6 protein-coding genes are annotated in these 6,317 nt (G+C 45.4%); all 6 read left to right on the top strand.

Annotated features, from left to right (window positions below; translation table 11 throughout):
• Positions 1-164: 164 nt before the first annotated feature.
• The 6 genes from EOO50_RS17415 to EOO50_RS17390 all read left to right on the top strand — a co-directional run bounded on the left by EOO50_RS17415 (position 165) and on the right by EOO50_RS17390 (position 5,580).
• Positions 165-494, top strand: coding sequence for a ribonuclease Z (locus tag EOO50_RS17415; protein ID WP_290841560.1), 330 nt, complete (start codon positions 165-167; stop codon positions 492-494).
• A 152-nt stretch (positions 495-646) separates the two neighbouring features.
• Positions 647-1,552: a ribonuclease Z gene (locus tag EOO50_RS17410; protein ID WP_290841559.1), complete on the top strand. Its 906-nt coding sequence runs from the start codon at positions 647-649 to the stop codon at positions 1,550-1,552.
• Positions 1,553-1,555: 3 nt separating this feature from the next.
• Positions 1,556-2,722 carry a TlpA disulfide reductase family protein gene (locus EOO50_RS17405; protein ID WP_290841558.1) on the top strand — a complete coding sequence of 389 codons (1,167 nt, stop codon included), beginning with the start codon at positions 1,556-1,558 and terminating at the stop codon, positions 2,720-2,722.
• A complete protein-coding gene (pdxH, locus tag EOO50_RS17400) occupies positions 2,722-3,366 on the top strand; it encodes a pyridoxamine 5'-phosphate oxidase (protein WP_290841557.1) in 645 nt (214 codons plus the stop codon). Before EOO50_RS17405 ends, pdxH begins: the two co-directional genes overlap by 1 nt.
• Positions 3,367-3,679: 313 nt before the next feature.
• Complete coding sequence (locus EOO50_RS17395; protein ID WP_290841556.1) at positions 3,680-4,186, top strand: CAP domain-containing protein; 507 nt, start codon at positions 3,680-3,682, stop codon at positions 4,184-4,186.
• Between the two features lie 851 nt (positions 4,187-5,037).
• On the top strand, positions 5,038-5,580 hold the full coding sequence (locus tag EOO50_RS17390) for a CAP domain-containing protein (protein WP_290841555.1): 543 nt from the start codon (positions 5,038-5,040) through the stop codon (positions 5,578-5,580).
• Positions 5,581-6,317: the final 737 nt, after the last annotated feature.

Genomic DNA, 6,317 nt, shown 5'->3' with positions numbered 1-6,317 from the left:
CTCAGGCACTCAGGCACTCAGGCACTCAGGCACTCAGGCACTCAGGCACTCAGGCACTCAGGCACTCAGGCACTCAGGCACTCAGGCACTAAAAAATCAGCACTTCAGCACAAAGCACTTCAGCACTTTCCTTATCTTTACAACACAACCCAAAACCCTCAGCCATGAAAGTCGAAACCAAAGGCCATACCTGCGTCATCAAGGATAATCAAGGTGATTTGACCGGTTTTTTGATGAAGCTCACGCACGAATACAAAACGTTTGAAAAACACAATATCGTGGCCGACGTGAGTTCGTGCACGAATGTTTCGGCGAAAGATCTGAACGCGTTTCTGCCGTTGTCAAAATCCCATAAAAAAGCGAAAAAATCTTTCGTGGTCGTTGCCGATGTCGATTTCAACAGCGTTTCAGACAAGCTCGTGATCGTCCCGACGTTGCAGGAAGCGCATGATATGATTGAGATGGATGAGATTGAGCGGGACCTTGGGTTTTAATTGATAATTGACAATTGATAATTGACAATTAATAATGAATAATGAATAATGAATAATGAATAATGTATTGTCGATCGAATTCAGATTTGCGTTAGATATAGCAACCAATTGTTAATTATTAATTATTCATTATTCATTATTAATTAAAAAAAATGAAACTCACCATACTCGGCTGTTACGCCGCCACGCCCAGAACGTTTACAAATCCGACCTCGCAGGTACTCGAAATCAAGAACCGCTTGTTTTTGATCGATTGCGGCGAAGGCACGCAGGTACAGCTCAGGCGAAACAAGATCAAATTCTCGAAGATCGAGCACATTTTCATTTCGCATCTGCACGGCGATCATCTGTACGGGCTCGTGGGATTGGTCTCGACGTTCATGTTGCTCAACCGTACCGCCGACCTCACGATTTACGGCCCGAAAGGAATCAAGGAAATCATTTTGCTGCAATTACGGCTGTCGAATTCGTTCACGGGATACAATCTGTATTTCAAGGAACTGGAATCGAAGGAAAGCGAAGTCGTGTATGAGGATGACAAGGTGATCGTTTCGACGATTCCGCTGAAGCATCGGATTTATACGAACGGCTATCTGTTCCGCGAGAAAATGGGTTTGCGGAAACTCAACGCCGAGGCCGCCGAAAGTTACGGTGTCGATAAGGTTTATTATCGGAACATCGTATTGGGAAAAGACATCAAGCTTGACGACGGCACAATCGTAACCAACGACAAGTTGACTACCGAACCGATTGCGCCCAAGAGTTACGCGTTCTGTTCGGACACGGTATATGATGAGACGATCGTGCCGTTGATTTCAGAGGTCGATGCTTTGTACCACGAATCGACATTTCTGGAAAACGAATCGGAACTCGCACTAAAAACCATGCACTCGACCGCGATGCAGGCCGCCGAAATTGCACGACAGGCAAACGTGAAGCAACTTGTTTTGGGACATTACTCGACGCGTTACGACAGCATAGAATTGTTCCGCGACGAGGCCCGGACCGTTTTCCCGAATGTAGTATTGGCCGATGACGGCCGCGAATTTGAATTCTAGACGATGAGATATTTCCTGATTATTCTGGCCATGATGCTTACGGCTGTAGTCGGTGCTCAAAGAAAATATGAACTCAAGGGTGAGATTTCGGGAGCGACTAACAAGGATTTGCTGTATCTGCAGTACCGATTGCCCGACGGTAAATGGAAGTCGGAAGAAGTCGCGATCAAAAATGGTCGGTTCACTTTCATAGGACAAACCGACGAACCTTTACTTATATATGTGTACAACAATCCGTATTTCTCGTCGGATGGGAAAAGTATGGGACAATTCTATGCCGAACCCGGAATCCTGACGGCAACCGCCGATTATAAAGATTTGTCCAAAATCGATGTGAAAGGTTCGAAAACGCAAGTCGATCTCGACGCGCTCAACCGTTTCAAATTGCCGATTACGCGTAAACAAAATATGATCGCTGCCGAACGCGAACAATTGTACAGCAAATTGCAGTCGGCCAAAAAAGATTCGCAAAAGGCCGGACTGCAGAAGAAAATCGACAGCGGCCAAGTGACGTTCGATGCGCTTTGGGTCGAAGAAATCAAGGCCGAAATTGAATTTTTTACCGAACATCCGAACTCGTTTGCCGCGCCCGGACCGCTGATGATGCAGTTAGGGCAGGGAATGGGCGTTTCGTTCCGGGATCAGACCGCGCAGGTGGCGAGGAATCTTTCGGACGAAGTGAAAAACAGCGTCGCCGGAAAAGCGTTGATGCGTAAGGTTTCGGCCTATGAAAACAGCAAAGTCGGGGACAAAGCCCAGGATTTTAGTCTCGTCGAGATCCATAAGAACGTGATTGCACTTTCGAATTTTTCAAAAAAGAAATACGTGCTGATCGATTTTTGGGCGAGTTATTGCGCGCCTTGCCGTTCGGAATATCCAGAACTTAAGCAGGTGTTTTCGAAATATCCGAACCTCGAAGTCGTCAATATATCGAAAGATCAGAATCTCGAATCGTGGAAGAATGCGATCGCAAAAGACGGAATCGGTTCGTGGCGACATATTTCGATGTTGGATAACCGCGATACGAAAATCCTCGACGATTACAACGTGACGTTCATTCCCGTAAAAGTCCTCATCGATCCCAGCGGAAAAATCATCGCGCGATGGGATGGAAGTGGCGACGATCAAATTGCGTCCCTTAAAAACGAACTTAAAAACATTTTTGAATAATGGAAGACTTAAGCAATCACAGGAAATCATACGAGAAAAGCGAATTGGGAGATACCGGTTTACCCGATGGACCGATGGATCTTTTCAGGACGTGGTTTTTTGAAGCCGACGAATCGAAACTGGTTTCGGAAGCCAATGCCATGACGATATCGACGATCGGGTTGGACGGTTTTCCGAAATCGCGCGTCGTACTTTTAAAAGAATTCAGCGAGCACGGTTTCGTATTCTATACAAATTACAACTCCGAGAAAGGAAAGGCAATGGACGGGAACCCGAATGTCTGCGTGTCGTTTTTCTGGCCGGCTCTCGAGCGTCAGGTCATCATCAAAGGAGTTGCAGGCAAAGTATCGGCCAAGATGTCGGACGAATATTTTGAAAGCCGGCCGTATGGGAGTAAACTCGGAGCTTTAGTTTCAGACCAAAGCGAAGTGATTCCGTCGAGGGCGTTTTTGGAAGCGAAACTTGAATCCTTGGAACATTCTATCGCAGGCAACGAAATCAGTCGTCCTGATTATTGGGGCGGCTATATCATAAAACCGTCGGAAATCGAATTCTGGCAGGGCAGGCCCAACAGGCTTCACGATAGGATTCGCTATCAATTCAACGGTGCCGAATCCTGGAGTCGCGACCGACTTTCACCATAAGTTCCTTTAATATGAATTTGACCGCCCGATGAAGGCGGTTTTTTTCTGCCCTAAATTTTTGTTTTACGATATGTTTTGTAAGAAAATTATACGTATTATAAGTTAATTGATGTATTTCATCGATTTTATTTGGCACTTAAACGATGTTTGACGTAATATTGACTCAAGAAAAACAAATAAACGTTCTTACAAAAACACCCTTAAAGAAGTTTGCCCCACAATCTACTTTAAAACATTGACAGACTAAATACCAAAACACCCTTTAGGAAAATTGCCCCACAATCTACCTGAACATTAAATCCTACTAATGTCTATGAAATCAAATCTACTCAAAACAGTATTACTGTGTGCGATCGTATTTACTATGAACTCATGTTCTTCTGATTCAGAAGAGACAGTTGCAACACAGCCACAGGACAAGAATATCGTAACTACATACGATTACAGTGATCTCGAGCTTCAAATGGCTCAGATCATCAACGATTACCGAGTAAGCCAAGGGCTCAACGCTTTGGAACTCATCAACCACGTTTCCTTCAAATCTGAAGAGCACAACGAATACATGATCATCAATAAAGTAGTTAACCACGACCAGTTCCAGGAACGTGCCGCCAATATCATCGAAGTACTTGGCGCGGTCAAGGTAAACGAAAATATCGCTTACAACTATCAAGCGCCTTCGGGAGCTATGGACGCTTGGCTTGCGAGCCCTGGGCATAAAGCCAACATTGTTGGACAATTCACGCACTTTGGCATCTCGATCAGAGTCGACCCTGAAACCGGAAAGAAATATTACACGAATATCTTCATTAAAAAATAAATTGAGTTGAATTAAATTTTGTTTTTGTTTTGACAGAAAAGCCGCTTTCCCAAAGAGCGGCTTTTTCAATTTTTAATTTTGGACACGCTGCGCTTTGGACACGCTACGCTTTGGACGCGCTGCGCTTTGGACACGCTACGCTTTGGACACGCTACGCTCTGGACACGCGGTGCTTTTGACACGCTGCGCTTTTGACACGCTGCGCTTTGGACGCGCTGTGTTTTTGAAACGCTGCGCTTTGGACGCGCTGTGTTTTGGACGCGCTTCGCTTTGGACACGCTGTGTTTTGGACGCGCTGTGTTTTGGACGCGCTTCGCTTTGGACACGCGGTGCTTTGGACACGCTGTGTTTTGGACACGCGGCGCTTTGGACACGCTGCGCTTTGGACACGCGGTGCTTTTGACACGCTGCGCTTTTGACACGCTGCGCTTTTACACCGCTGCGCTTTGGACGCGCTTCGCTTTGGACACGCGGTGCTTTTGACACTCTGCGCTTTGGACAGTTAGAGTGAAGCTTTTCATAATTAGATATTTCTCGGAAGGCATGTGTACAACGTCCTGCAGTCTAAAGCGAAGCGTGTCCAAAGCCTGCAAGGCGTGTCTAAAACCAGCAAGTCGTGTCTAAAACCTGCAAGGCGTGTCTAAAACCTGCAAGGCGTGTCTAAACCGCAGCGAATCTTCTGTAGGATTTTTATCTCCCAAAACTTCCATTTAACGTCGTTCATCGATTTTTTTTCAAACTTCATCCAAGATTGCATTATAATTGCCTAACACCAAAAAGCAACGGACAGGAAATTTTCTCCCCAAGAAATTTCCCTCCTCAATTTTCAGTAAAACTTAACCTGCGAATGTATGAAAGTCACTTCATATGCTTTTTTGTTGCCATTGGTGTTTCTTGTCGTGTCGTGTTCGGCCGATGTCGATCCTGAAACCGTAATTTCCCAACCACCTGGAACGACCAATCCGACGCCATCGGAACCTGATCCTACGAATCAAGTCTATACGTATGACGCCGATGAAACGCAAATCGCGGCTCTCGTCAATTCGCATCGTGCCAGTCTTGGTTTGGGAACGCTTGAGCTCTTCGATTTTATTTCGAGTACGTGCGAGGACCATAATTCATATATGATCGCAAACGTTGATATGAACCACGACGGTTTTGCGGAACGTGCGGCGTTGTTGCAGGATGTCTTGGGAGCCACCGGGATAAGTGAAAACGTCGCGTTCGGTTATCAGTCGGGGCAAGGTGCTTTTGACGGTTGGCTTAATAGTCCGGGACATCGTGCGGCGATTGAGGGTTCGGCGACGCATTTTGGGATTTCGGTTTCGAGTGATGCGGATGGGAGGAAATATTATACGGCGATTTTTGTGTATATCGATTCGGGGCCTTTGTAGGTTTTGGGTCAACGGACTTTTCCTTTTTTTACGCTTCGCGGGGATTTTGATTTGTTGGGTCGCTTGGCTCGGGTCGCGGATTTCGAGGAATTTTTAGTTGACATTGAGGATTTGTTTTTTTGGACACGGATTGCACGGATTTTCACGGATTTTGGGTGACGTTGAGGATTTGCGCTTCGTGTGGAATTTGCTTCGTCGGTTTGCTTCGCTCGTGTCGCGGATTTTGAATTTGGAAAATTTGGATCAGGAAATAGTTCGCGATATTTTTTTGGCCACGGATTGCACGGATTTTCACGGATTTTGGATAACGTTGAGAATTTGCGCGTCGTGTGGAGTTTGCTTCGTCGATTGGCTTCGCTCATGTCATGGATTTTGGTTTTGGCAATTTAGATTTAGAAATTGTTATCCATATTTTTTAGCCACGAATGCACGAATTTTGGATGTCGCTTTTCGTGAACTTTGCTTCGTTGGTTCGATATCGATAATTGGATTGGGAAATAATTGGTTTTTTTTGGCCACGGATTTCACGGATTTTCACGGATTTTGGATGATGTTGAGGATTTGCGCTTCGCGAAATCGCACGGATTTTGATTTTGGCAATTGAGATTTGGAAATAGCTATCCATATTTTTTAGCCACGAATGCACGAATTTTGGATGTGGTGCGCTGTGTGAATTTTGCTTTGTTGGTTCGATATAGATAAATGGATTTAGAAATAATTGGTGTTTTTTTTTGGCC

The organism is Flavobacterium sp. (genome assembly GCF_004211145.1).
In the GTDB taxonomy this organism is placed as follows: Bacteria; Bacteroidota; Bacteroidia; order Flavobacteriales; family Flavobacteriaceae; genus Flavobacterium.
Note: the sequence above shows the minus strand (reverse complement) of the source record. Positions and strands in the feature narration are given on the sequence as shown.